25 protein-coding genes are annotated in these 25792 nt (G+C 67.2%); 20 read left to right on the top strand and 5 right to left on the bottom strand.

The genetic code is table 11. The features are described 5' to 3' along the window. The first annotated feature begins 168 nt into the window (after window positions 1-168). The 16 genes from glpD (at window position 169) to ACEOAB_RS18170 (ending at window position 15846) form a co-directional block, all read left to right on the top strand. Complete coding sequence (gene glpD, locus ACEOAB_RS18245) at window positions 169-1749, top strand: glycerol-3-phosphate dehydrogenase (RefSeq protein WP_495653026.1); 1581 nt, start codon at window positions 169-171, stop codon at window positions 1747-1749. Between the two features lie 23 nt (window positions 1750-1772). Next, window positions 1773-2846, top strand: coding sequence for an ABC transporter ATP-binding protein (locus tag ACEOAB_RS18240; RefSeq protein WP_056591006.1), 1074 nt, complete (start codon window positions 1773-1775; stop codon window positions 2844-2846). 1 nt (window position 2847) lies between these two features. Continuing rightward, window positions 2848-3918 (top strand): ABC transporter ATP-binding protein, encoded by a 1071-nt coding sequence (locus tag ACEOAB_RS18235; RefSeq protein ID WP_413750099.1) that lies wholly within the window; start codon window positions 2848-2850, stop codon window positions 3916-3918. 34 nt (window positions 3919-3952) lie between these two features. Beyond that, window positions 3953-4843: a carbohydrate ABC transporter permease gene (locus ACEOAB_RS18230; protein ID WP_056591001.1), complete on the top strand. Its 891-nt coding sequence runs from the start codon at window positions 3953-3955 to the stop codon at window positions 4841-4843. After that, window positions 4840-5652: a carbohydrate ABC transporter permease gene (locus ACEOAB_RS18225; RefSeq protein WP_056590998.1), complete on the top strand. Its 813-nt coding sequence runs from the start codon at window positions 4840-4842 to the stop codon at window positions 5650-5652. Before ACEOAB_RS18230 ends, ACEOAB_RS18225 begins: the two co-directional genes overlap by 4 nt. Window positions 5653-5786: 134 nt before the next feature. Next, window positions 5787-6095, top strand: coding sequence for a DUF2160 domain-containing protein (locus tag ACEOAB_RS18220; protein WP_007831606.1), 309 nt, complete (start codon window positions 5787-5789; stop codon window positions 6093-6095). Between the two features lie 100 nt (window positions 6096-6195). Beyond that, a complete protein-coding gene (locus tag ACEOAB_RS18215; protein WP_007831607.1) occupies window positions 6196-7929 on the top strand; it encodes an ABC transporter substrate-binding protein in 1734 nt (577 codons plus the stop codon). A gap of 200 nt (window positions 7930-8129) precedes the next feature. Beyond that, entirely contained in the window at window positions 8130-9134 is a 1005-nt protein-coding gene (locus ACEOAB_RS18210; protein ID WP_413750100.1) for a dialkylrecorsinol condensing enzyme, read from the top strand. Continuing rightward, the gene (locus ACEOAB_RS18205) at window positions 9124-10257 is read left to right on the top strand and encodes a beta-ketoacyl-ACP synthase III (protein WP_413750101.1); all 1134 of its coding nucleotides are present in this window, start codon (window positions 9124-9126) and stop codon (window positions 10255-10257) included. Before ACEOAB_RS18210 ends, ACEOAB_RS18205 begins: the two co-directional genes overlap by 11 nt. 2 nt (window positions 10258-10259) lie before the next feature. Then, window positions 10260-10655, top strand: coding sequence for a DarG family dialkylresorcinol biosynthesis protein (locus tag ACEOAB_RS18200; protein ID WP_413750102.1), 396 nt, complete (start codon window positions 10260-10262; stop codon window positions 10653-10655). Continuing rightward, a complete protein-coding gene (gene darH / locus ACEOAB_RS18195) occupies window positions 10652-11632 on the top strand; it encodes a BtrH-related acyltransferase DarH (RefSeq protein WP_413750103.1) in 981 nt (326 codons plus the stop codon). Before ACEOAB_RS18200 ends, darH begins: the two co-directional genes overlap by 4 nt. 315 nt (window positions 11633-11947) lie before the next feature. Then, complete coding sequence (locus tag ACEOAB_RS18190; RefSeq protein ID WP_495653025.1) at window positions 11948-12856, top strand: ABC transporter ATP-binding protein; 909 nt, start codon at window positions 11948-11950, stop codon at window positions 12854-12856. 8 nt (window positions 12857-12864) lie between these two features. Continuing rightward, a complete protein-coding gene (locus ACEOAB_RS18185) occupies window positions 12865-14022 on the top strand; it encodes an ABC transporter permease (RefSeq protein WP_413750252.1) in 1158 nt (385 codons plus the stop codon). Beyond that, entirely contained in the window at window positions 14019-14294 is a 276-nt protein-coding gene (locus ACEOAB_RS18180) for an acyl carrier protein (protein ID WP_007831618.1), read from the top strand. The genes ACEOAB_RS18185 and ACEOAB_RS18180 overlap by 4 nt, the downstream gene beginning before the upstream one ends. Next, a complete protein-coding gene (locus tag ACEOAB_RS18175) occupies window positions 14291-15361 on the top strand; it encodes a beta-ketoacyl synthase N-terminal-like domain-containing protein (RefSeq protein WP_413750251.1) in 1071 nt (356 codons plus the stop codon). Before ACEOAB_RS18180 ends, ACEOAB_RS18175 begins: the two co-directional genes overlap by 4 nt. Further along, window positions 15358-15846, top strand: coding sequence for a hypothetical protein (locus tag ACEOAB_RS18170; protein ID WP_413750250.1), 489 nt, complete (start codon window positions 15358-15360; stop codon window positions 15844-15846). The genes ACEOAB_RS18175 and ACEOAB_RS18170 overlap by 4 nt, the downstream gene beginning before the upstream one ends. Before the next feature lie 9 nt (window positions 15847-15855). Here ACEOAB_RS18170 and ACEOAB_RS18165 read toward each other — a convergent pair whose 3' ends face one another. Genes ACEOAB_RS18165 through ACEOAB_RS18145 form a run of 5 tightly spaced genes read right to left on the bottom strand, consistent with a single transcriptional unit; the run spans window position 15856 to window position 21564 of the window. Then, on the bottom strand, window positions 15856-16476 hold the full coding sequence (locus ACEOAB_RS18165; RefSeq protein WP_413750249.1) for an HD domain-containing protein: 621 nt from the start codon (window positions 16474-16476) through the stop codon (window positions 15856-15858). Between the two features lie 4 nt (window positions 16477-16480). Then, complete coding sequence (mltB, locus tag ACEOAB_RS18160) at window positions 16481-17581, bottom strand: lytic murein transglycosylase B (protein ID WP_056590962.1); 1101 nt, start codon at window positions 17579-17581, stop codon at window positions 16481-16483. A gap of 53 nt (window positions 17582-17634) precedes the next feature. Then, complete coding sequence (locus tag ACEOAB_RS18155) at window positions 17635-19656, bottom strand: transglutaminase TgpA family protein (protein WP_495653024.1); 2022 nt, start codon at window positions 19654-19656, stop codon at window positions 17635-17637. Window positions 19657-19669: 13 nt separating this feature from the next. After that, the gene (locus ACEOAB_RS18150) at window positions 19670-20647 is read right to left on the bottom strand and encodes a DUF58 domain-containing protein (RefSeq protein ID WP_495653023.1); all 978 of its coding nucleotides are present in this window, start codon (window positions 20645-20647) and stop codon (window positions 19670-19672) included. Further along, window positions 20644-21564 (bottom strand): AAA family ATPase, encoded by a 921-nt coding sequence (locus ACEOAB_RS18145; RefSeq protein ID WP_007831639.1) that lies wholly within the window; start codon window positions 21562-21564, stop codon window positions 20644-20646. The genes ACEOAB_RS18150 and ACEOAB_RS18145 overlap by 4 nt, the downstream gene beginning before the upstream one ends. A gap of 80 nt (window positions 21565-21644) precedes the next feature. Here ACEOAB_RS18145 and ACEOAB_RS18140 point away from each other — a divergent pair, with 80 nt between their 5' ends. The 4 genes from ACEOAB_RS18140 to ACEOAB_RS18125 all read left to right on the top strand — a co-directional run bounded on the left by ACEOAB_RS18140 (window position 21645) and on the right by ACEOAB_RS18125 (window position 25749). Then, window positions 21645-22598, top strand: a complete 954-nt coding sequence (locus ACEOAB_RS18140; protein WP_056590953.1) for a histone deacetylase family protein — start codon at window positions 21645-21647, stop codon at window positions 22596-22598. A 39-nt stretch (window positions 22599-22637) separates the two neighbouring features. Beyond that, complete coding sequence (locus ACEOAB_RS18135) at window positions 22638-23918, top strand: mechanosensitive ion channel family protein (RefSeq protein WP_056590951.1); 1281 nt, start codon at window positions 22638-22640, stop codon at window positions 23916-23918. A gap of 135 nt (window positions 23919-24053) precedes the next feature. Next, window positions 24054-24803, top strand: coding sequence for an electron transfer flavoprotein subunit beta/FixA family protein (locus tag ACEOAB_RS18130; protein ID WP_093237141.1), 750 nt, complete (start codon window positions 24054-24056; stop codon window positions 24801-24803). A 13-nt stretch (window positions 24804-24816) separates the two neighbouring features. Continuing rightward, entirely contained in the window at window positions 24817-25749 is a 933-nt protein-coding gene (locus ACEOAB_RS18125; protein WP_413750219.1) for an electron transfer flavoprotein subunit alpha/FixB family protein, read from the top strand. Window positions 25750-25792 lie beyond the last annotated feature (43 nt).

Here is a 25792-nt window from a genome sequence, read left to right as displayed (position 1 = left end):
AAGACTGGGGCAAGGGTACAGCGCGTGCCACTTTAAAACGAACGAAAACGAAGACGAGTAAGGGAAAACTCGGAGGAAAATCGCGCTAAAAGGAACCCAAGTGAAAAAACACGAAAATACAATGGCCGCCGTCAGTGACCAACGTCACGCTTCAACGGACTCCTTTCTGTGAGCGATTTTTCTTCCAGTTCGCCCGCGCCTGCCACCGATTGCGACGTGCTGATCGTCGGCGGCGGCATCAACGGCTGTGGCATCGCGCGCGACCTCGCTGGCCGCGGCTGGCGCGTGGTGCTGTGCGAAAAGGACGATCTCGCCTCGCACACTTCTTCTTCCTCCACCAAGCTGATCCACGGCGGGCTGCGCTACCTCGAGTACTACGAGTTCTCGCTTGTGCGCAAGGCGCTGCAGGAGCGCGAGGTGCTGCTCAAGAGCGCGCCGCACATCATGTGGCCGCTGCGCTTCGTGATGCCGCATGACCCGTCGATGCGCCCGGCCTGGATGATCCGCATCGGTCTGTTCATGTACGACCATCTCGCCAGGCGCGAGGTGCTGCCGGGTTCGCGCAGCGTCGATCTGCGCAAGCACGCGGCCGGCAAGCCGCTGAAGGATCAATACAAGCGCGGCTTCATCTATTCCGACGGCTGGGTCGACGACGCACGCCTCGTCGTGCTCAACGCGCTCGATGCGCAGGCGCGCGGCGCCGAGGTGCTGACCCGTACGCGCTGCGTGCACGCGCAGCGCGACGCCGACGGCTGGACCGCCACGCTGCAGGGCGCCGACGGCGGCAAGCGCACGCTGCGCGCCCGCGCGGTGGTCAACGCCGCGGGGCCGTGGGCCGAATCCTTCCTGCGCGGCGTCGCGCAGTCGGCCAAGGGCGAGGCGCTGGCCACCAAGAGCCTGCGCCTGGTGAAGGGCAGCCACATCGTGGTGCCGCGCCTCTTCGAGCACGACCATGCCTACATCTTCCAGAACCCCGACAAGCGGATCATCTTCGCCATTCCCTACCAGGACGAGTTCACGCTGATCGGCACCACCGACATCGAGCTCACCGGCGACGACCCCGGCGCCGCGCGCATCGCGCAGGAAGAGGTCGACTACCTCTGCACCCAGGCCAGCCGCTACTTCGAGAAGCCCATCGTGCCGGCCGACGTGGTGTGGACCTACTCGGGCGTGCGCCCGCTGCTCGACGACGACTCGGGCGACCCTTCGGCCGTCACGCGCGACTACATGCTCGAATCGAACACCACGGCCGCGCCGCTGCTGTCGGTGTGGGGTGGCAAGATCACCACCTTCCGCAAGCTGGCCGAAGACGCGGCCGACGAGGTCGGCAAGATGCTCGGCCAGTCGAGCGCGCAACGCCCGGCCTGGACCGACGGCGCCTTCCTCGCGGGCGGCGACCTGTCGGCCTGGATCGGCGCCGCCAGCCGGCCCGACGACGATTTCGAGCGCTTCGTGTCGGCCGTGCAGGCCAGGTATCCGTGGCTCTACGGCCAAATGACGCGCCGCCTTGCGCGCGGCTACGGCGCCCGCATTGCGGACCTGCTCGGCGACGCGAAGTCCTTTGCCGACCTGGGCGCCGAAGTGGCGCCCGGCCTGTACGAACGCGAACTGCGCTTCCTGCAGAACCACGAATGGGCCGTGAGCGCCGAAGACGTGCTCTGGCGGCGGTCCAAGCTGGGGCTGCACTACACGGCCGAAGAGCGCGGGCAGGTCGCGCTCTGGCTGCAGTCCCATCCCAAGAGCAACTAGATCCGTAAAAGAGAGCAGCGCCAATGCAATTGACACTGGAGCGCGTCACCAAGAAGGTGGGAGCGCAGACATGGCTCTACGAGCAGAGCATCGCGCCCCGAAGCGGCGCGGTCACCGTGCTGCTCGGCGCCACGCAGGCCGGCAAGACCAGCCTCATGCGGCTGATGGCCGGACTCGACACGCCGACCGAAGGCAAGGTGCTGGTCGACGGCAAGGACGTGACCGGCATGCCCGTGCGCGAACGCAATGTCGCGATGGTCTACCAGCAGTTCATCAACTATCCGTCGCTCAAGGTGTCGGACAACATCGCCTCGCCGCTGAAGCTGCGCGGCGAGACGAACATCGAGGCGCGGGTGAAGGCGCTGGCCGAGAAGCTGCACATCGGCATGTTCCTCGACCGCTTGCCGGCCGAGCTCTCGGGCGGGCAGCAGCAGCGCGTGGCGCTGGCGCGCGCGCTTGCCAAGAACGCACCGCTGATGCTGCTCGACGAGCCGCTGGTCAACCTCGACTACAAGCTGCGCGAAGGCCTGCGCGAAGAACTCACGCAGCTCTTCGCCACCGGCGACTCGACCGTGATTTATGCCACCACCGAACCCGGCGAGGCCTTGCTGCTCGGCGGCTACACGGCGGTGATGGACGCCGGCGAACTGCTGCAGTACGGCCCGACCGCCGAGGTGTTCCATGCGCCGCAATCGCTGCGCGTGGCGCGAGCCTTCAGCGATCCGCCGATGAACCTGCTGCAGGGCACGGCGGCTGCCGGCAAGGTGCAACTCGCTGGTGGCCCCGCGCTGGCGCTGGCCTTGCCTGAAGGCGTATCGGGTGCGGTCACGGTCGGCCTGCGCGCGAGCGCATTGAACGTGGGCGCGAGTGAGGGCGACATCGCCTTGCCCGGCAAGGTGGAGCTGGCCGAGATCTCGGGCTCCGACACCTTCGTGCACGTCGAGACCGCGGTGGGCGAACTGGTAGCGCAGCTCACCGGCGTGCATCGTTTCGAGCTGGGCGCGCCGATCACGCTGTACTTCAGCGCGTCGCAGGCCTATGTGTTCGATGCCAGTGAAAAACTGGCGCTGGCGCCCGCATGGCGCAAAGGAGCTTGAGATGGCACGCATCGATCTCGACCTGGCCCACGCCTACCGCGCGAACCCCACGCAGGACAGCGACTACGCGCTGCTCCCGCTGAAGATGAGCTTCCGCGACGGCGGCGCTTATGCCTTGCTCGGCCCCTCGGGCTGCGGCAAGACGACCATGCTGAACATCATCTCGGGCCTGCTCGTGCCTTCGCAGGGCACGGTGAGTTTCGACGGCCGCGACATGACGCGGGCCACGCCGCAGGAGCGCAACATCGCGCAGGTGTTCCAGTTCCCGGTGATCTACGACACCATGACCGTGGCCGAGAACCTCGCGTTCCCGCTGCGCAACCGCAAGGTGCCGGCCGACCAGATCAAGAAGCGCGTCGGCGAGATTGCCGAGATGCTCGACATGAGCGGGCAGCTCAACCAGCGCGCTGCAGGCCTCGCGGCCGACGCCAAGCAGAAGATCTCGCTGGGACGCGGGCTGGTGCGCAGCGACGTGTCGGCGGTGCTGTTCGACGAGCCGCTCACCGTGATCGACCCGCACCTGAAGTGGCAGCTGCGCCGCAAGCTCAAGCAGATCCACCGCGAGCTGAAGCTCACGCTGATCTACGTGACGCACGACCAGGTCGAGGCGCTCACCTTCGCCGAAGAGGTGGTGGTGATGACGCGCGGCAAGGCCGTGCAGGTGGGCAGCGCCGAGGCGTTGTTCGAGCGGCCGGCCCACACCTTCGTGGGGCATTTCATCGGCTCGCCGGGCATGAACTTCCTGTCCGCGACGAGCGCGAACGGCACCATCGAAGTGGCGGGCACGCCGCTGGCGTCCACGCGTGAATTGCCGCAGGGGGCGCTGAAGATCGGTATTCGTCCCGAGTACCTGCGCCTGTCCAGCGCCGGCGCCCCGGGCGCGGTGCCGGGCGTGGTGAAGCAGGTACAGGACGTGGGCACGCACGCGATGCTGAGCGCGGAGGTCGACGGCGGCGTGGTCAAGGTGCGCATGCACTCGGACGAAAAACCACCATCGGTGGGCGACACGGTGTGGCTGCGGGTGCTGGATGCGCATACCTGCTACTACAAGGATGAGGAGCTGGTGGCATGAACAACCTGATTCCAGAGAGGGAAGGAGCCAAGCCATGAACGCAACCAACAAACCCATCAATCAAAAAGCCTGGTGGCTCGTGCTGCCGGTGCTGATCTGCGTCGCCTTCTCGGCCATCGTGCCGCTCATGACGGTGGTCAACTACTCGGTGCAGGACATCATCTCGCCCGAGCGCCGCGTGTTCGTGGGCACCGAATGGTTCGCCTCGGTGATGCGCGACGACGAGCTGCACCAGGCGCTGTGGCGCCAGCTGGGCTTCTCGCTGTCGGTGCTGCTGGTCGAGATTCCGCTGGGCATCGGCCTGGCGCTGTCGATGCCGGCCAAAGGCTGGAAGTCGTCGGCCGTGCTGGTGGTGGTGGCGCTGTCGCTGCTCATCCCGTGGAACGTGGTCGGCACCATCTGGCAGATCTACGGGCGTGCCGACATCGGCCTGCTGGGCCACGCGCTGCAGACCCTGGGCATCGAATACAACTACACCGGCAGCGCCGCCGATGCGTGGCTCACCGTGCTGGTGATGGACGTGTGGCACTGGACGCCGCTGGTGGCACTGCTGTGCTACGCGGGCCTGCGCTCCATTCCCGACGCCTACTACCAGGCCGCGCGCATCGACGGCGCGAGCAAGTTTGCGGTGTTCCGCTTCATCCAGCTGCCGAAGATGCGCGGCGTGCTGATGATCGCCGTGCTGCTGCGCTTCATGGACAGCTTCATGATCTACACCGAGCCCTTCGTGCTGACGGGCGGCGGGCCGGGCAATGCGACCACCTTCCTGAGCCAGTACCTCACGCAGAAGGCCGTGGGACAGTTCGACCTGGGGCCGGCGGCGGCGTTCTCGCTGATCTATTTCCTCATCATCCTGCTGTTCTGCTTCGTGCTCTACAACTGGATGCAGCGGGTCGGTACGCAGGAAGCGGAGGTGGAGAAATGAACGAGAAGAGATTTCACAAGCGCAGCATCTTCCTGGTGCTGTACATCCTGTTCGCGCTGCTGCCCATTTACTGGATGGTCAACATGAGCTTCAAGACGAACGAGGAGATCCTGTCGAGCTTCTCCTTCTTCCCGACGCAGCTCACCTGGGCCAACTACGCGCGCATCTTCACCGACGAGTCGTGGTACTCGGGCTACATCAACAGCCTGATCTACGTGGCGATCAACACGGTGATCTCGCTGACCGTGGCGCTGCCGGCGGCCTATGCGTTCTCGCGCTACTCGTTCCTGGGCGACAAGCACGTGTTCTTCTGGCTGCTGACCAACCGCATGACGCCCCCCGCGGTGTTCCTGCTGCCGTTCTTCCAGCTCTACAGCACAGTCGGCCTGATGGACACGCACCTGGGCGTGGCGCTCGCGCACCTGCTGTTCAACGTGCCGCTTGCGGTGTGGATCCTGGAAGGCTTCATGAGCGGCATTCCGCGCGAGATCGACGAGACGGCGTACATCGACGGCTATTCGTTCCCGCGCTTCTTCCTCACCATCTTCCTGCCGCTCATCAAGGCCGGCGTGGGCGTGGCGGCGTTCTTCTGCTTCATGTTCAGCTGGGTCGAGCTGTTGCTGGCACGCACGCTCACCAGCGTGAACGCCAAACCCATCGTCGCGACGATGACGCGCACCGTGAGCGCGTCGGGCATGGACTGGGCCACGCTGGCAGCGGCCGGCGTGCTGACCATCGTGCCGGGCGCGATCGTGATCTGGTTCGTGCGCCACTACATCGCGAAGGGTTTCGCGATGGGGCGCGTTTGAAGGATGGTTTCTCTCCCTCCCCTTCCGGGGGAGGGCAGGGGTGGGGGCAAGCGGCACATCCATCGAGCGCCGATGCCCCCATCCCAACCTTCCCCCGGAAGGGGAAGGAGCAAGAAAAGACAAGGAGATAGAGCATGTTCGACTGGATGGTATGGACCACCCCCGTGGCCGTTTTCTTCAGCTGCATCGCACTCATGCTGGTCGGCATGACGGTGTGGGAATTCAAGTCGCCCACCACGCTGCGGCGCGGCTGGCTGCCGATGGCCACCACGCGTGGCGACCGGCTGTTCATCGGGCTGCTGTCGGCGGCGTATGTGAACCTGGTCTTCATCGGCCTGGCGGGCAAGTTCCAGGAGTGGTTCAGCCTCGAGGCCGAGCCATCGATCTGGATCAGCTTCGTGCTGTCGATGGGCCTGCTCGCGCTGGTGATGCGCAAGGGCTGAACATTTCCTTTCGTCTTCTCAGACGCGTTCCGGCTCTCCGCCTCCCCGGAGCCGTGATCGAACACAACACCGGGGAAGCAACAACCGAGGAGACAACTTCATGAAGATGCGCTACACGGCATTGGCACTGGCGGCGGCGATGTTCGCCGCGCATGGTGCGGCGACGGCTGGCGAGGCCGAAGCCAAGAAATGGATCGACAGCGAGTTCCAGCCATCGACCTTGTCCAAGGACAAGCAGATGGAGGAAATGAAATGGTTCATCGATGCGGCCAAGAAGCTGCAGGCCAAGGGCGTGAAGGAGGTGTCCGTCGTCTCCGAAACCCTGACCACCCACGAATACGAGTCGAAGACACTGGCCAAGGCCTTCGAGGAAATCACCGGCATCAAGGTCAAGCACGACCTGATCCAGGAAGGCGACGTGGTCGAGAAGCTGCAGACCTCGATGCAGTCGGGCAAGTCGATCTATGACGGCTGGATTTCCGACTCCGACCTGATCGGCACGCACTATCGCTACGGCAAGATCATGTCGCTGACCGACTACATGAAGGGCGCCGGCAAGGAGTTCACCAACCCCGGCCTCGACCTGAAGGACTTCATCGGCACCAGCTTCACCACCGCGCCCGACGGCCAGCTCTACCAGTTGCCCGACCAGCAGTTCGCCAACCTGTACTGGTTCCGCGCCGACCTGTTCGCGCGCAAGGACCTGCAGGACAAGTTCAAGGCCAAGTACGGCTACGACCTGGGCGTGCCGCTGAACTGGAGCGCCTATGAAGACATCGCCGAGTTCTTCAGCGTCGACGTGAAGACCATCGACGGCAAGCCGATCTACGGCCACATGGACTACGGCAAGAAAGACCCGTCGCTCGGCTGGCGCTTCACCGATGCATGGCTGTCGATGGCCGGCTCCGCCGACAAGGGAATTCCCAACGGCATGCCGATCGACGAATGGGGTATCCGCGTGGCCGACGACAAGTGCACGCCTACCGGCGCCTCGGTGTCGCGCGGCGGTGCCACGAACTCGCCAGCCGCCGTGTACGCGCTCACCAAGTACATCGACTGGATGAAGAAGTACGCGCCCAAGGAAGCCATGGGCATGACCTTCGGCGAATCCGGTCCAGTGCCGGCCCAGGGCCAGATCGCGCAGCAGATCTTCTGGTACACGGCCTTCACCGCCGACATGACCAAGAAGGGCCTGCCGGTCGTGAACGACGACGGCTCCCCCAAGTGGCGCATGGCCCCCGGCCCGAACGGTCCGTACTGGAAGCAGGGCATGCAGAACGGCTACCAGGACGTGGGCTCGTGGACCTTCTTCAAGGGCCATGACGCCAACAAGACGGCGGCAGCATGGCTCTACGCGCAGTTCATCACCGCCAAGACCACCTCGCTGAAGAAGTCGATCACCGGGCTGACGTTCATCCGCGACAGCGACATCCGTGCGGACTACTTCACGCAGAACGCCAACAAGTACGGTGGCCTGATCGAGTTCTATCGCAGCCCGGCACGCGTGGCATGGACGCCGACCGGCACCAACGTGCCCGACTATCCGAAGCTCGCGCAGCTCTGGTGGAAGAACGTGGCCGAGGCCGTCACGGGCGAGAAGACCCCGCAGAAGGCAATGGACAACCTGGCCGACGAGATGGACAACGTGATGGCCCGCCTCGAGCGCGCCGGCATGGCCCATTGCGCGCCCAAGCTCAACCCGAAGGGCGACCCGGCCAAGTACCTGAGCGACGACCACGCCCCGTGGAAGAAGCTGGCCAACGAAAAGCCGAAGGGCGAGACCATCGACTACAACAAGCTGCTGACCGCCTGGAAGGAAGGCAAGGTGCGCTGAGCCTTGCGCACAGCGTCCGCGTTCTGAAAAGATCGCCGCGACAGGGGCCGTGCCGCGAGGTGCGGCCCTTTTTTGTTCTTTTCCCGCATTGCGGCCATATGACCGATCCGGCCGTCTGATTGGCGCGACGCATGACCAATGGCAGATGCGCTTGGCACGGGCTTCGCGTACATTCGACGGCCCCCGAAACGCCACCGCCAGTGACCTCCAGCCTTTCCAGCCCCCCACGTACGGACCCAGCAGCCGCCCCTCGAAGCGTCAAGCGCGTCCTGGTTCTGCGCTATTCGCAGTCCGGCCAGCTCGACGAGGTCGCCGAGCAGATCGTCGCCCCGCTGCGCGCCGACCCCTCGATCCAGGTGCACGAAGAAACACTGCGGCCGCAGAAGCCGTATCCCTTTCCCTGGCCCTTCCTGACTTTCTTCGACGCCTTCCCCGAGTCGGCCCACATGAAGCCGCAGCCGCTCGCGCCGCTGTCGCTCACGGGCGAGGAAGACTTCGACCTGATCGTGCTGCCGTACCAGGTGTGGTTCCTGGCACCTTCGCAGCCCGTTGCGGCTTTTCTGAAGCACCCAGTGGCGGCGCGGCTGCTCACGGGCAAACCCGTGGTCACGGTCATTGCGTGCCGCAACATGTGGCTGCTGGCCCACGAGAAGCTCAAGGGCATGCTCGACGACGTGGGTGCGCGCCTGATCGACAACGTGGTGCTCACCGACCCCGGCCCCACGCTCGCCACCTTCTTCACCACGCCGGCCTGGCTGATCTGGGGCCGCAAGCGCGGCTTCTGGGGCATGCCCGATGCTGGGCTCAGCACCGCACAGATCCGCGGCACCGCCCGCTTCGGACGTGCCCTGCGCGATGCGTTGCACAGCGGCCAGGAGCGCGGCACGCAGCCGTTGCTGGCCGGCCTGGGCGCCGTGCGGGCCGACGCGAAACTGCTCATCAGCGAGAAGGCCGGCACCCGCAGCTTCTACCTGTGGGGCAAGCTGATCATGGCGGCCGGCGGCCCCGGTGCATGGCAGCGCAAGCCGCTGCTGCTGCTGTACGTGCTGTTCCTGATCGCGCTGATCGTCACGGTGGTGCCGGTGAGCCTGACGCTGCAGGCGCTCCTGCGGCCTTTGTTCAGAGGGTGGCTGACTAAAATGACGGCTCAATTCGAGTGCCCGTCGGGCTCGGCCACGGATCGCACCGCTCTCTATGACAACTGATGTCTTCCTGACCCGCACCGCCGCCTTTCTGCCGTTTCCTCCCGTCAGCAATGAAGACATCGAAGACGTCCTCGGCCGCATCGGCGGCAAGGCTTCTCGTGCGCGGCGGCTGATTCTTCGCAGCAACGGCATCCAGTCGCGCCACTACGCCATCGACCGCGCCACCGGCGAGCTGGCCATGAGCAATGCGCAGCTCACCGCGTCGGCCATCCGCGCGCTCGGCGATATCGGCCCGGTCGACTGCCTTGTCACCGGCACCTCGCTGCCCGACCAGCTCATGCCCAACCACGCGGTGATGGTGCATGGCGAACTCGGCTGGCCGCGGCTCGAAGTGGTGGCCTGCGCGGGCATCTGCCTGGCCGGCGCCACCGCGCTGAAGCATGCGTGGCTCTCGGTGCGCGCGGGCGATGCGCGGCGTGCGGTGGCCACGGGTTCGGAGCTGGCCTCGGCCGTGATGCGCGGCTCGCGCTTCGAGGCCGAGCTGGACCACAAGCTCGAGGCGCTGGAGGCGCGGCCCGAATTGGCCTTCGAGAAGGACTTCCTGCGCTGGATGCTGTCCGACGGCGCCGGCGCCGTGCTGCTGGAGCGCGAGCCGCGCGGACCGCTGTCGCTGCGTGTCGATTGGATCGACCTGTCGTCGGCTGCGCATGAGCTGCCGGTGTGCATGTACGCCGGCGCCGAGAAGAATGCCGAAGGCGGCCTCGACGGCTGGGGGCGCAAGACGCCCGCCGAATGGCAGAGCGAGTCGACCTTCGCCGTGAAGCAGGACGTGCGCCTGCTCAACGAGAACATCGTGCGCGCCACGCTGGGCGAGCCGCTCGCGGCCATCATCGAGCGGCGCGGACTGAAATCGGCGGACATCGACTGGTTCCTGCCGCACCTCTCGTCGCAGTATTTCGTCGAACCGGTGAGCCAGTGCCTCGAATCGCTCGGCTTGCACATTCCGCGCGAGCGCTGGTTCAGCAACCTCGCGAGCAAGGGCAATACAGGTTCGGCGTCGCCGTACATCATGCTCGACGAGCTGTTCCGTTCGGGCCGCATCAAGCCAGGCCAGAAGCTGCTGATGTTCGTGCCGGAGAGCGGCCGCTTCTCCAGCGGCTTCATCTACATGGAGGCGGTGTAGCCATGGACCTCGACGCAGTACCGCAGGAGGGAAATGCGACCCTCGACGGCCATTCCAAGCTGATGTACGCCCGCGACGCGCAAGGCCGCGTCGTCACCACCACTTCGCGCGGCTGGGAGGCGGAGGAGATCGTCACCAGCCATGCGGTCGACGTGCTCGTCGAGCAGGCGCAGGCCGCGAAGGAGCGCGTGAAGGCGGGGCAGGCCTCGCCGCTCGAATACTGGATGTACGAGCGTCGCATGGACGTGGCGCTGCTCTCGCAGACCAGCGGCTTCTGGCAATGGCGCGTGCGGCGCCACCTGCAGCCGCACCATTTCGCGGCGCTGTCGCCGGCCCAGCTCGCGCGCTACGGCGAAGCGCTGGGGCTTTCCGTCTCCACCCTGCAAGGCCTGCCGTGAAATTCCAACACCAACAGGCGGCGCACTGCGAAAGCGGCGTCATCTCCAGCCTGATGCGCCACCACGGCGCACCGATGAGCGAGAGCATGGCGCTCGGCCTGTCGTCCGCGATCTCGTTCGCGTACCTGCCCTTCATCAAGCTGTCGGGCCTGCCACTCATTTCGTACCGCATGCCGCCCAAGGCCATCATCAAGGGCCTGCTGGCGCCGATGGCCGCGCGCTTCCGCTTCGAGACCTTTCGCAGCGCCGAGGCCGGACAGCAGCGGCTCGATGCTTTGCTGGCCGATGGCCAACTCGTGGGCCTGCAGACCTCGGTCTACTGGCTGCCGTACTTTCCGCCGAACATGCGCTTCCACTTCAATGCGCACAACCTGCTGGTGTACGGCAAGGACGGCGACGACTACCTGATCAGCGACCCGGTGTTCGAAGAGCCCGTGCGCTGCCCGAGCGGCGACCTGGCACGCGCTCGCTTCGCCAAGGGCGTGCTGGCGCCGAAGGGGCTCATGTACTACCCGCAGGCCATCGATCGCAAGACGGTCGATGCGGCCTCCGTGGTCAAGGCCATCCGCAAGACGGTGCGCAACATGCTGGCGCCCATTCCCATCGTCGGCGTGCGCGGCATGCGCACGCTGGCCAAGCGCATGCAGAAGCTGTCGCCGACCGATTCGCGCAGCGTCGACTTCATCGGCCACGTGGTGCGCATGCAGGAAGAAATCGGCACGGGCGGGGCGGGTTTCCGCTTTATCTACGCGGGCTTCCTGCAAGAGGCGGCACAGCTGCTCGACAAGCCGCAACTGCAGCAGATGTCCGAGCGGCTGATCGCCATCGGCGACGGCTGGCGTGCGTTCGCGCTCAAGGCAGCGCGCATGGTGAAGGGGCGAGAGGCGGTCGACCCCGCCGCGCTGGCTGCCAAGCTGCACGAGCAGGCGCAGCAGGAAGAAAACTTCTTTCGCGACCTGAAGGCTGCCGTGGCCTGAGATGGGGCGTTGTTCTTTTCTTCTTGATGTTCGTTGTTCGGGGCGCGATCACGCCGACACGGTGACCTTTTTCGCGAATGTCCCCCGGCCTTCGGCCTCCTCCTTTATTTCGCGAAAAAGGCCCCCGCATCGGCGTGATCGCTCAGAGCACTGGTTGATCGGCCGCAAACCGGCAGCGTGTCCAGTGCACAGGGCACCGGGTGCTCCCCGCAGCGAAATAAAGGAGGAGGCCGCAGGCCGGGGGACATTCGCGGAGGGGAGTACCCGGTGGCCTGTGCACACGCCACAGTCACCCGGCAACTCGAGGCCAAACCCATGCTCGAGTTGAAGACCCTCAGCCACCGGTATCCGAACGCCGGCGCCCCCGCGCTGGTGGACGTGTCGCTCGCCGTGCCACGGGGCTGCGTGCTGGGCCTGCTGGGCCCCAACGGCGCAGGCAAAACCACGCTGATCTCGCACTTGTCGGGCGCGCTTGCGGTGCAGTCGGGCGAAATCCGCATCGACGGCCAGCCACTGCAGCAGGTGCGTGCGAAGGCCCCGACGCGCATCGCGGTGGCGCCTCAGGAGCAGGCGTTCTATCCGATGCTCACCGTGGCGGAGAACCTGGCGGTGTTCGCTGCTGCGGGAAGGCTGTCGGGCGCGCGCAAGAAGGAACGCATCGAAGCCTGCACGCAATTCGCGCAGCTGGAGCAGTTCGCGGGCGTGAGCTCCGAGCGGCTCTCGGGCGGCCTCAAGCGCCGGCTCAACCTTGCGATTGCCTTGCTGCCCGAGCCCGAGCTGATGCTGTTCGACGAGCCCACCGTGGGCGTCGATCCGCAATCGCGCGCGTTCATCCTCGACGCCATCCGGAGCCTCGCGCAGCAGGGCGCGGCCGTGATCTACGCCTCGCACTACATGGAAGAGATCGAGGCCATTGCAGATCGCGTCGCCATCCTCGACCGTGGGCACGTGCTGCGCGAAGGCTCGCTCGACGAGCTGCTGTCGAAGAGCGCGATGCTGCTCACGCTGGCCGCCGACGGGCTCGACGCCGGCATGCTCTCGCGCTTCGGTACGGTGGAGCAGGGCGGCGCGCACTGGCGCATTCACCTCAACCCCGGCAGCGGTCCGGGGCCGGTGCTGGCTGCTTTGGAAGCGGCGGGCATCGAGGTGCGCCACGCCGAATTCGGCCGCCACGACCTGGAGCAGCTGTTCATGGCGCTCACCCACCGCTCGTTGCGCGACTGAAGAACCCCATGCTCCTCGCGCTCATCAAGAAAGAACTGCTCGCCCTCGTGCGCGACATGCATGGCCTTGCCGCGCTGTTCCTGATGCCGATGGTCTTCATCGTGCTGATGTCGCTCACGCTGAAGGATATCTACCGTCCACCCCTGGCGGAGCTGACCTATGCCATCGACATGCGAGACACGGCCACGCCCGCGCAGTGGCTCAAGCAGCTCTGGCAGCGCAACCATGGCGCGCCGCAGCCGCTTGGCAACGACTGGCAGGCACGGCTGCGCAACGGCTCGCTCAAGTACGTGATCGTGATGGAGCCGGGCCTGTCGGAAGAGCTGGAATCGGCTGCGCTGTCGACCAAGGCGTACATCCATCTGCTGACCGAACCCGGCATCGACGCCAACCTGTTCAACGCACTGCGCGCCGAACTCATCGGCGCCTCGGGCGAGCTCAAGGCGCGCCTTGCGCTGGCGGTGCCCGGCACGGCCAGCCCTGCGCCCGAGGCTTCCATCGAGGCGATGGTGCGCGCCGAGCGCTTCTCCACCGCCGGCCCGCGGCCCACTTCGGTGCAGCAGAACGTGCCGGCCTGGCTGGTGTTCGGCATGTTCTTCGTGGTGGCCTCGCTGTCCAGCCTGTTCGTGCAGGAGCGCAGCTCGGGCGCCTTGGGCCGGCTGCAGGGCCTGGGCGTGTCGCGCACCATGCTGCTGATGTCGAAGGCGCTGCCGTACCTGGGCGTGAACGCGCTGCAGGCCGTGCTGATGCTCGCGGCCGGCATCTGGTTCATGCCGCTGGTCGGCGGCGACGCGCTGTCGCTCGCGGGCATCCACTGGGGCGCGCTGCTGCTGTCGCTCGCGGCCGTGAGCCTCGCCGCGGTGAGCCTGTCGCTCGCGCTGGCCTGCCTGGTGCGCAGCCACGCGCAGGCCGCCACCATCGGGCCGATGGTCAATGTGCTGATGGCGGCGGCGGGCGGCATCATGGTGCCCAAGTTCGTCATGCCGGGTTTCATGCAGCGGCTGGTCGAGATTTCTCCGATGAACTGGGGGCTCGAAGCGCTGCTGACCGTGCTGCTGCGTGGCGGCGGCGTGGCCGATGCGCTGCCGCAGATCGGCCGGCTGGCCGTGTTCGCGGCGCTGATGTTTCTTCTGGCTGTTTTTCTGTTTCGCAGGCGCGCATCGTGAGCACCACCGTCACCCCTGAATTCATTGCCAGCCTCAAGGCCATGGTGCTCGAAGCCGTCGAGAAGGACGCGCCCCCGGGCGGCCTCGGCGACGACGAGCCGCTGTTCGGCCCCGAGGCCCGGCTCGACCTCGACTCGCTCGACGCGCTGCAGGTGTCGATGACGATCCAGCAGCGCTTCGGCGTGCGCATGCCCGACAGCAAGGAAACGCGCCGGGCGATGACTTCCATCGCTCATCTGGCGGAACACCTCGCCCTGGCGGGCAAGGCATGAGCGATGTCTACCTGGGCGGCACGGGCCTGGCCTGTGTGCTCGGCGACGACGTTCCGTCCGTGCTGGCGTCGCTGCGGCGCGGCGGCGTGCCGCCGACACCGGTGGCGGTGGCAGAGGGAATCCACTGGCCGGTGTACGCGCTGGCGCCGAGCGAAGGCGACTGGACGCAGCGACTGTGCCGCACCGTGCGTAGCGTGGCCGCGCAGACCGGCGACTGGGGGCCGCGCACGGCACCGCTGTTCGTGGCTTCGTCGTCGCTCGACATCGGCTTCATGGAGCACGAGAAGCAGGACCTGCGGCTCGGCGGCGACCTGCAGGACTTTGCCGATGTCGTGGCCCGCGCGCTGGATTGGAAGGGGCCGGTGTTCACCGTCTCGACCGCCTGCACATCGGCGCTGAACGCGGTGCTGGCGGCCGCCGATCTGATCCGCAGCGAAGAAGCCGACGAGGCACTGGTGATCGGCATCGAACTCGACAACCGCTTCACGGTCGCCGGCTTCGGTGCGATGCAGTTGCTGGCGCCCGACCGTGCGCAGCCCTTCGGCGCACAGCGCAAGGGGCTGGTGCTCGGCGAAGCGGTGGCTGCATTGCGACTGACATCGCGTCCTGCGCGCTGGCAGGTTGCGGGCGGCGCCAACGTGGTCGACGGACGCAACCCATCGGGCACCGAAGCCACGGCCGTGCATGCGATGTGCCGCGGCGCGCTGGCGCAGAGCGGCCTGCGGCCCGGCGACATCGACCTGATCAAGGTGCAGGCGGCCGGCAGCCCGGTCAACGACGCCATCGAGGTGGAAGCGCTGAAGCAGGTGTTCGATCCGCTGCCGCCGCTGGTGTCGCTCAAGTCGGCGATCGGCCACACGCTGGGCGCGGCAGGAGCGGCGGAACTGGCCTTGCTGGTCGGCTGCATCGAGGATGGCGTCTGGCCGTCGGTGGACTATCCGCTCGATGCATCGCTCGGCATTGCGCTGAGCAAGGAGGCGCCGCGGAAGCTGCGCAACATCCTGCTCAACGTGGTGGGCTTCGGCGGTGGGCATGCTTCGCTGGTGCTGAAGGATGCCGGCCCATGAGCACTTGGCACGCCACCGCCCATTTCATCGCGCATCCGCCGCCGGTCGACTGGCGCGATGACCTCGCTCGCCGCATCGGCCGCCGGCCGCGCCGCGTCGGCCTGTGGACCGAGCTGGCGATGTACGGCGCACGCTGCTGCCTCGACGCGGCGGACGAGGCCGCATTGCCGGCCGGCGCGCGCATCCGCGTCGCCAGCCAACGCGGCGCATGGGGCGCTACGCATGCCGGCCTGACCCAGCTCGATGCGGGCCTGCCGATGCCCTTCACCTTCATGCAGAGCCAGCCCGCGCTGATGCTGGCCGAGGTCGGCCGCTGTCTCGAATGGCAAGGCGACGCCAGCTTTGCGCTGTGCCGCGATGCGGCGCGCGCGCTGCAGCTGGCGAAGCTGGGCGCGGCGCGCGACGGCCTGCTGTTCGGCATCGTGGAAGAAGAGCGCAATGACGAGCCGCCACGCACCGAATGGTGGCGGCTGGTGCCCGCCTGACGAGGCCGGTCAGCCCGCGATGGAACGCTGAAGGTTGAGGCGCGCCTGCGCTTCGAGCTGCGCGTGCATCCGCGGCGTTGCGTAGATGGCCTGGCGGTCGAGAAAGCGCTGAAGAATCGCGCGGCGGCGCGGCAGGCGCACCTCGTCCGGAACGAAGGCGTACTCGGCATGCACCTGCCGCTCGTATTCGTCGAAACGCCCACGTTCCGCGCCGAGGATTGACAGGTCGATGTCGATCAGCAGCTCGGCATCGCGGCCTTCGGGCACGGCGTCGTGGCGCGTGGCCATCACGAGCGCATGCACCCGTGCGGCGGCTGCGTTGCCCACACCGGCTTCGAGCAGGGCCTCGCGCGCCCAATCGGCGCTGCGTGCCTCGTTGTCGTGGGCGTGCACGTCGTAGATCGCGTCGTGGAACCACAGCGCGAGCGCCACTTCACCGGGGCGTTCGGCCAGCGCCTTCTCGCGCTCGAACCACGCGAGGCATTCGCCCAGGTGCTGCACCGTGTGGTAATGGCGTTGCGGTTCACCGTAGCGGCGCTGCAGTTCGGCGCACAGCGCTTCGCCGGGCGATTCGACGCCCAGCGCATGCCAGGCCTCGTTCCAGTTCGCGCGCAGCGCCTCGGGCGTCATGGCGCTATTGCTCCATCGCCGCCTTGACCTCTTGCCCAAGGTCGAGCACGGACATGGCGTAGTAGCTGCTCCAGTTGTAGCGCGTGATCACGTAGAAGTTGCGCGTGCCGGCCACGTAGGTCGGTGGCGCATCGGCGCCGTTCTGCAGCTCGATCAATGCGAGCAGGCCCTTGTGGTTGATGCCGTCGCCTTCGGGCACCGCGCCGGCAGCCACGAAGCTGTCGGTGCTGAAGGTCGGCAGGATGTCGGGCGCCAGCAGCAGCGCCTTCTGCAGCCGCGCTTCCTCGAAATGCACCGGATAGATCGCCGGCATGCCGGCCTTCCAGCCGAAGGCCTTGAAGTAGTTGGCGACCGAGCCGATCACGTCGGCCGGGTTGTTCACGAGGTCGATGCGGCTGTCGCCGTCGAAGTCGACCGCGTACTTGGCGATGCTGCTGGGCATGAACTGCGGCATGCCCATGGCGCCGGCATAGCTGCCGACAGGCGTGAGCGGATCGTCGGCGGTGCGGCTCTCGGTGCTCAGGAAGCTTTCGAGCTCTCCGCGGAAGAAGGCCTGGCGCTCGGCTGCGCGTGGATGGCCTTCGGGAAAGTCGAACGAGAGCGTGGCCAGTGCATCGATCACGCGGAAGTTGCCCATGTTGCGGCCGTAAATGGTCTCCACGCCGACGATGCCGACGATGATTTCCGGCGGCACGCCGTACGCCTGCTCGGCGCGGGCGAGCGTGTCGGCATTGGCGCGCCAGAAGCGCACGCCGGCCGCGATGCGCACCGGGTCGATGAAGCGGCTGCGATAGGTCTGCCAGTTCTTCACCGTGCCGACCGGGCCCGGCAGCATCAGCCGCGGCACGTTGGGCAGGAAGCGCGCGCTGCCGATGGTGGCGCGCACCCAGTCGCGGTCGAGGCCGCGGCGCTCGGCCACTTCGTCGGCGAACTTCATCGCGTCGTCGCGCGTGGCGTAGGGCGTGCTGCCGCGCACCGGGCTGGCCGCTGCGCTGCGGCCGTTGGAAGACTTCTGGGCTACAGCCCCCGTGGACCATGCGCAGCAGGCGGCGAGGAGGGCGGCTGCCGCAGCGGCGCGCGAAGGCGTGGGGAGGAAAAATCGCATGGACTGATTGTGCCGTCCGCCCACATGGCCCCTCTTCGGGGACACATGTGGTTTCAGCCGCGTGGGTGGTCGGTCGGCCAGGCGATGCGCCGGAACTCGGCGCGCAGGGTGGAGAGCGAGTCGGGCGTGGCCGGCGCGTAGCGCTGTGCCTCGAGCTTGAGCAGCCAGTCGCGCACGGCCTGCGCGGCGGGGCCGAAGTGTGCGTCGGCCGCCTGCGCCATCTGGCGCGGCGGGGCAGTGTCGGGCACCTGCAGGCCGGCCTTGGCGAGCCGCGCGCGCGCCCGGCCCAGCAGGCGCAGCCATGGGTCGTGCCGGCTGCGCTCCCACAGCGTCCAGCCGGCGCCAGCCAGGCTCGCGCCCACCAGCAGGTAGAGCAGCACGTAGGCCAGGTCTTCGAGGCTCGGCGCCTTGAAGCCGATGTTCTTCAGCAGGTTGAGCTGGCGGCTCTGGGTGTAGTTGAGCACCCACTGGTTCCAGCCGTTGTTGACGGCTTCCCACGCCGCGCGGATGTTCTGCACGAGGGTGGGGCTCATCGAGCCGAAGGCGCCCGCGATCAGACCCGGTTGCGGCTGGAGCCGCTGTGTCTGGCCGATGCGCCCCGGGGCCACCGAGCCCGTGGGATCCACGCGCGTCCAGCCGATGCCTTCCTGCCAGATCTCGGCCCATGCATGGGCATCGCTCTGGCGCACGATCCAGTAGTTGTCGACGCCGTTGAGTTCTCCGCCCTGGTAGCCCGTCACGATGCGCGCCGGGACGTTCAGGTTGCGCATCAGCACCACGAAGGCCGAGGCGATGTGCTCGCAGAATCCCTCCTTGCGGTCGAACCAGAACTCGTCGGCCGTGTCGTTGCCATAGATGCCCGGCTCCAGCGTGTAGCTGTAGCCGCCGGTGCGCAGGCGCCGCAGGGCAGCCTGCACGAAGGCCTGCGCGTTGGCGTTGGCCAGCGCGGGGTCGGCGCGCATCTCGGCGGCGAGGGCAGCGGTGCGCGGGTTGGTGCCGGGCGGCAGCGCCAGGTATGCCTGGAGCTGGCCGCCCGTGCGCTTCAACGGGCCGCTCTGGAACTGCGTGTAGCTCTCGGCGCGGTAGCGCACCAGGTCGGTGACGGGACGGTTCGCGATCCATTGCAGGTCGGGCGTGCCCGTGACCTCGAAGCCGGGTGCTGCGGGAGGTTGCTGCGACGCGTCGAGGGTCAGCAGCCAGGGGCGGTTGCTGGCTTCGAGCGTGACCTCGTAGCGCACGGCTTCGCCGCTCACGCGCAGGTTGGGGGACCATTGCGCGCCGCGCGCCCATGACGGCAGCGCGGTCCATTCACGGCCGTCGAACTGCGCCAGCACCGGTCCGCGGAAATAGAGTTGGCTTTGCGGCGGCGCCCGGTCACCGTCGAACTTGATGCGCGCGGCGATGCGGTCGTCGAGCGCCAGTTCGGCGATGGTGCCGACGCGCATGGTGTTCGACAGGCCGCTGCGCCCCACCATGGCGTCGCTGGGTGTGCCCCACAGCGGCGCGAGGCGTGGGAACAGCAGGAACAGCGCGAGCATGATCGGCGCGCCCGCCAGCGCCATCCAGCCCGCCATGCGTGCGGCCTGCATCAGCGGCGGCCGACCCACCGGCATGTGCGCGTTGACCAGTGCGGTCAAAAGGCCCAGCAGCGCCAGCAGCATGGTGAACGCGGTCAGCAGCGACTGCGAATAGAAAAAGTTCGTGAGCATCGCGAAGAAGCCCAGGAAGAAGACGACGAACGCATCGCGCCGCGCGCGCAGTTCCAGCGTCTTGAGCGCGAGCAGGCTGACGATCAGCGTGACGCCCGCGTCGCGGCCCAGCAGCGTGCGGTGCGTGGCGTAGGTGGCGCCGAGGATCAGCGCCAGCAGGGCGAGGCGCCACCACTTGCTGGGCAGGGAGCGCCCCTGTACGGACAACGAGGCGCGCCAGAGCAGCACCATGGCCGTGATGGCCGTGCACCACCAGGGCAGGTTCTCGATCTGCGGCAGCAGGATCAGACCGATCACGCAGAGCAGGAAAAGGGTATCCCGCGCGTCCCGGGGGAGTGCGGCGAGTTCCCGTATGACTCGGTTCATGCGGCGGTTCCGTTCAACACAGCGCCAAGGCCTCGAGGCAGGCGCGCCGGTGGGCTTCGCCTTGCGACGGCTTCATGACCCGGCCCTCTACCCGGATGCCGTAGTCCACGCCGAGCCGGTCGGCCATCAGCACCCACGCGCACAGGCGCGAGAGGCGGGCTTCGGCATCGGCAAGACCGGTGCTCCGCGCGTCGAGCCAGAGTTCTTCGCGCTGGGTCTGCTGCGTGTCGCGGCTCACCAGCTCTTCCGATCCGGCTGCCTGTGCGCGCGCGGCCTTCTTCCAGACCACGAGCTTCAGCGGATCGCCGCGGCGGTAGGCGCGCACGCCGTCGTACTCGCCGGCGTTGTGCGCCCGCAGCGAGGCGGACATCGCCGCCGGCCCCGACAGCGGCTCGCCCGGCGGCAGCGGCGGCGGATGCGCCTCGGGCGTGGGGTAGACCAGCATCTGCGCGGCCGGCTGCCAGACTGTCCACACGCGGAACGTGCCGAGCGGAAAGCGCGTCTCGGCCGTGAGCGGCGGCACCGGGTGCAGCCCGCGCCGCTCGGGCTGGAACGCGATCTCGACGGTGGAGGTTCCCTCGGCCGGCACGTCGGTCCAGGCCCATTGCCCGCTGCCGCGCACGGCCATGCCGATGCCGTAGCGCACGCGGCGCCGGGTGTTGTGCAGCACCACCCGGAAGACGGCGGCGGCGCCCGCGTAGTGGGCATCGGGCGGCACCAGGTGCATCGCCAGCCCGCGCAGCGTGCCGTGGCATACGTGCATGCCCACGGCCACGCTGCCGGCGAGCAGGAAGGTCAGCAGGTAGCCGAGGTTGAGCTGGTAGTTGATCGAGGCGATCAGCAGCACCAGCAGCGTCGCGCCCAGCGTCCATCCGGCCCGCGTGGGCACGATGTAGACATTGCGCTGCGTGAGCTCCAGCGTGTCCGACGGCGGACGGCGCGACAGGAACCAGCTGTCGATGCGCGAGCGAAGGGCGCCTGCAGGGCTCACGGCAATGGCACGGCGGCGATCATCGCGCGCACCTGCTCCACGGCACCGCGCCCGGCGTCGCCCACCGGCGTGAGGCGGTGCGCGATCGTTTGCGGCAGCACGGCCTGCACGTCGTCGGGCGCGACGTAGCTGCGGTTGGCCAGCAGCGCCTGCGCCTTGGCCGCACGCAGCACCGCGATGCCGGCGCGCGGCGACAGGCCCTGCAGGAACCAGCGGCCCGAGCGCGTGGCCGCGATCAGGTCCTGCAGGTAGTTGAGCAGCGGCTCGGCCGCATGCACCTGCTGCACGCGCTGCTGCAGGGCCGTGAGTTCGCCGGCGGTCAGCATGGCGGGCAGGGAGGCCAGCATTTCGCGGCGGTCGCCGCCCGCGAGCAGCAGCCGCTCGGCGGCGCGGTCGGGGTAGCCGAGCGAGATGCGCATCAGGAAGCGGTCGAGCTGCGACTCGGGCAGCGCGAAGGTGCCGAGCTGGTCCTGCGGGTTCTGGGTGGCGATCACGAAGAAGGGCGTGGGCAGCGGGCGGGTTTCGCCTTCGACGGTGACCTGCTTTTCCTCCATTGCCTCGAGCAGCGCGCTCTGGGTCTTGGGGCTGGCGCGGTTGATCTCGTCGGCCAGCAGCACCTGCGCGAAGATCGGCCCGGGGTGGAACACGAAGGCCTGCTGGCCCCGGTCGTAGATCGCCACGCCCGACAGGTCGCCAGGCATCAGGTCGGCCGTGAACTGCACCCGCGAGAACTGCATCCCGAAGGTATGCGACAGCGCGTGGGCGAGGGTGGTCTTGCCCACCCCCGGCACATCCTCGATCAGCAGGTGCCCACCCGCCAGCAGGCAGGCCACGCAGTCGCGCACCTGGGCCTCTTTGCCCACGATCACCGTGTTAAGCTGACTCAGCAAAGTGGCTAGCTTCGCAGCAACGTCCATATTTGTATCCATATGCAAACGATACCGTAAGACCCGCCGGCCCCATGCCGAATGAGGTCTAGGCGTGGCGATAGAGACACATGGGCAAGACAGGCTACTTCACACACCGCGACTTCTGGAAGCACGACATGGGCGAGGGGCACCCCGAGTGCCCGGGTCGGCTGGATGCCATCGAAGACCGCCTGCTGCTCACCGGCGTGGGCGATGCGCTGGAGCACTGCGAGGTGCCGCTGGCCACCCTGGAACAGATCACCCGGGCGCACAGCACGGCGCACGTCGAGTACCTCGAGGCGCTGAACCAGCGCCTGGTGGCCGACGAACCCGCCGGCGGCCCCGACCATGCGCAGGTCGACCCCGACACGGTGCTCAACCGCTTCACCCTGCTGGCCGCGCGCCGCGCCGCCGGCGCCGCGATCGCCGCGACCGACGCGGTGATTGCCGGCAACCTGGAAAACGCCTTCTGCTCGGTGCGCCCGCCCGGCCACCATGCCTGCCGGGAGCAGGCGATGGGCTTCTGCTTCTTCAACAACGTCGCCATTGCGGCGCGCCACGCCATCGAGGTGCACGGCATCGAGCGCGTGGCCATCGTCGATTTCGACGTGCACCACGGCAACGGCACCGAGAACATCCTCTCGAACGATCCGCGCGTGCTGATGGTCGGGTTCTTCCAGCATCCGTTCTACCCGTACAGCGGCACCGAGCATCCGGCGCCGAACATGCTGAACCTGCCGATTCCGGCCTACACAAGGGGCATGGACGTGCGGGAGATGATCGAAGCGGCCTGGATGCCGCGGCTGGAGGAGTTCAAGCCGCAGATGGTCTTCATCAGCGCCGGCTTCGACGCCCATCGCGAAGACGACCTGGGCCAGCTGGGCCTCAACGAAAACGACTTCGCCTGGATCACGGGCCGCATACACGATGTTGCGAGGCGCCATGCGAAGGGCCGTATCGTCTCGATGCTCGAAGGCGGCTACAACCTCGATGCGCTCGCGCGCAGCGTGGAAGCCCACATCCGCGTTCTCGCGGACCTCTAACGCAGCCGGCGCGGAAGGCGCTCCGCTACCTTTCAGTAGATGAATTTCAACGATTTCACTCAACGTCTGAGCCAGGTCGATGCGCGCGGCCTCGGCATCGAGCTTGTCGCGCTGGTGGTCTGCGTGGCGCTGGCCTGGGCCGTTTGCAAGTGGTTCGGCCGCGACCAGCCCAAGGATTCGATCTGGTTCGGCGAGAGCACCTTCGACGGGCTGCTGTTCCCGCTGCTGGCTCTGGTGTTCACCGATCTCGCCCGGCGCGTGGTGCTCGATTTCCAGACCGTGCTGGTGCTGCGCATCGCGGTGCCGGTGTTCCTGTCGCTGGTGGTGATCAGGCTGTTCGCGCGGGTGCTGCGGGCGGTGTTTCCCGCGTCCAACCTCGTGCGGCTGATCGAGCGCACGATCTCCTGGCTGGCGTGGATTGCGGCGGTGCTCTGGATCGTCGGGCTGCTGCCGCCGGTGCTGGCCGAGCTCGACGACATCACGCTGGCCTTCGGCAAGACGCGCGTGAGCCTGCAGACCATCTTCCAGGGCGTGCTGTCGGCGGGGCTGGTGCTGGTGGTCGCGCTGTGGATCGCGAGCACCATCGAGAAGCGCATCCTGCGCGAGGCCGTGACCGACCTGTCGATGCGCAAGGTGGCGTCGAATGCGGTGCGTGCCTTCCTGCTGCTGATCGGCCTGCTGTTCGCGCTGTCGGCGGTGGGGGTGGACCTGACGGCGCTGTCGGTGCTCGGCGGCGCGCTCGGCGTGGGCCTGGGTTTCGGCCTGCAGAAGCTGGCGGCCAACTACGTGAGCGGGTTCGTGATCCTGCTCGAACGCTCGATCCGCATCGGCGACAACGTGAAGGTCGACACCTTCGAGGGCCGCATCACCGACATCAAGACGCGCTACACCCTGATCCGCGCGGGCAACGGGCGCGAGGCCATCGTGCCGAACGAATCGCTGATCACCAGCCGGGTCGAAAACCTGTCGCTGGCCGACCGCAAGTTCAACATCACGACCACCATCGTGGTCGGCTACGAGAGCGACGTGGCGCAGGTGCAGTCCATCTTGTGCAATGCGGCCAAGGCCCAGCCGCGCGTGATGTCCGACCCGGAGCCGGTGGCTTTCCTCATGAACTTCGCGCCCGACGGCCTGGAGTTCACGCTGAACTTCTGGGTCGCCGACCCCGACAAGGGCAAGGACAACCTGCGCTCGGCCATCAACATCGCAATCCTCGACGGGCTGCGCGGCGCGGGCATTGACATTCCCTATCCGCAGCGCGTGCTGCGTGTGGAGTCTTTACCGCCGGGAGTCGTCCAGGCGCCCGACGCTGTTTTATAATCACGGAAAAGCACGATCGTTCTTTTTTCTTGGTCTCCGTGCCGACGAGAAGAATGGAGAGGCGACAAAGGTCGCGTCCTAGAATGACCAGTTGCCCTCGAAGCCCCCTTTTTGCAATCCAATGGAGTCAAGTCAATGAAGGTTCTCGTACCTGTCAAACGGGTCGTCGATTACAACGTCAAGGTGCGCGTGAAGAGCGACGGCACCGGGGTGGACATTGCCAACGTCAAGATGAGCATGAACCCCTTCGACGAGATCGCGGTGGAAGAAGCCGTGCGCCTGAAGGAAAAGGGCGTGGTCACCGAAGTCATCGCCGTCTCCTGCGGTGACGCCAAGTGCCAGGAAACCCTGCGCACCGCCATGGCCATCGGCGCCGACCGCGGCATCCTGGTGGAAACCACCGAAGAACTGCAGCCGCTGGCCGTCGCCAAGCTGCTCAAGGCCCTGGTCGACAAGGAACAGCCCCAGCTGATCATCCTGGGCAAGCAGGCCATCGACGACGACGCCAACCAGACCGGCCAGATGCTGGCTGCGCTGGCCGACCTGCCCCAGGCCACCTTCGCCTCCAAGGTCGAAGTCGCCGGCGACAAGGCCACCGTCACGCGCGAAGTCGACGGCGGCCTGGAAACGGTCTCCCTCACGCTGCCCGCGGTCATCACCACCGACCTGCGCCTGAACGAGCCGCGCTACGTGACGCTGCCCAACATCATGAAGGCCAAGAAGAAGCAGCTCGACACCTTCAAGCCCGAGGACCTGGGTGTGGACGTCAAGCCCCGCCTGAAGACCCTCAAGGTCAGCGAGCCGCCCAAGCGCGGCGCCGGCATCAAGGTGCCCGATGTCGCCACCCTGGTGGACAAGCTGAAGAACGAAGCCAAAGTGATCTGAGGAAGAGAACGACATGACCGCACTTGTTATTGCCGAACACGACCACGCGACCGTCAAGCCCGCGACCCTGAACACCGTGACCGCGGCGCTGGCCTGCGGCGGCGACGTCCATGTGCTCGTGGCCGGTGCCAACGCCGCCGAAGCCGGCAAGGCCGCCGCGCAGATCGCGGGCGTGGCCAAGGTCATCGTGGCCGACAGCCCCAGCCTGGCCGAGAACCTGGCCGAGAACGTCGCCGCCCAGGTGCTGGCGATTGCATCCAGCTACAGCCACATCCTGTTCCCCTCGACCGCCAACGGCAAGAACGTGGCGCCTCGCGTGGCCGCCAAGCTCGACGTGGCGCAGATCAGCGACATCACCAAGGTCGACAGCCCCGACACCTTCGAGCGTCCGATCTACGCGGGCAATGCCATCGCCACCGTGCAGAGCGCAGACCCGATCAAGGTCATCACCGTTCGCACGACCGGCTTCGACGCCGCAGCGGCGACCGGTGGCAGCGCAGCGGTCGAAACGGCCGAAGGCGTGGCCGACAGCGGCAAGAGCAGCTTCGTGGGCCGGGAAGTCACGAAGAGCGAACGCCCCGAGCTGACGGCCGCCAAGATCATCGTCTCGGGTGGCCGGGCGCTGGGCAGCGCGGAGAAGTTCACCGAGGTGATGGCGCCTCTCGCCGACAAGCTCAATGCGGGCCTGGGCGCCAGCCGCGCAGCGGTCGATGCGGGCTACGCCCCGAACGACTGGCAGGTGGGCCAGACGGGCAAGATCGTCGCGCCGCAGCTGTACATCGCAGCCGGCATCTCGGGTGCGATCCAGCATCTGGCCGGCATGAAGGACTCCAAGGTGATCGTGGCGATCAACAAGGACGAAGAAGCGCCGATCTTCTCGGTGGCCGACTACGGGCTCGTGGCCGACCTGTTCACGGCTGTGCCGGAACTGGTGAAGGCGCTCTGACCGCACCGGCGCAATGAGCCAGAGGGCATCGTTCGCGATGCCC

Source organism: Variovorax sp. Varisp53 (genome assembly GCF_059491555.1).
The sequence above is the reverse complement of the archived record's forward strand: the minus strand, read 5'-3'. Positions and strand labels throughout refer to the sequence as shown.